The organism is Pseudomonas sp. SIMBA_068 (assembly GCF_046534705.1).
Classification (GTDB): Bacteria; Pseudomonadota; Gammaproteobacteria; order Pseudomonadales; family Pseudomonadaceae; genus Aquipseudomonas; species Aquipseudomonas putida.
On record NZ_JAWRYI010000649.1, the window covers coordinates 1 to 267 of the forward strand.

At 66.3% G+C, this 267-nt stretch carries 1 protein-coding gene; it reads left to right on the forward strand.

Going from position 1 to position 267, the window contains the following annotated elements:
- Window positions 1-267, forward strand: a 267-nt coding sequence (locus tag SB756_RS30825; RefSeq protein WP_410913336.1) for a glycosyltransferase N-terminal domain-containing protein, incomplete at both ends; no start/stop codon positions are given.

Consider the following 267-nt stretch of genomic DNA (forward strand, 5'->3'; position numbering starts at 1 on the left):
GGCGAGAGCATCGCTGCCGCGCCGATGATCCGGGCGCTGCTGGCGCGTTATCCACAGCTGCCGATTACCGTGACCTGCATGACTCCCACCGGCTCCGAGCGCATCCACGCGCTGTTTGCCAACGAGCCGCGGATCCAGCACTGCTACCTGCCCTACGACTTGCCTTGCGCCGCGGCGCGGTTTCTCGATCGGGTGCAGCCCAAGCTGGCGGTGATCATGGAAACCGAACTGTGGCCCAACCATATCGACCAGTGTGCCCGGCGCGGG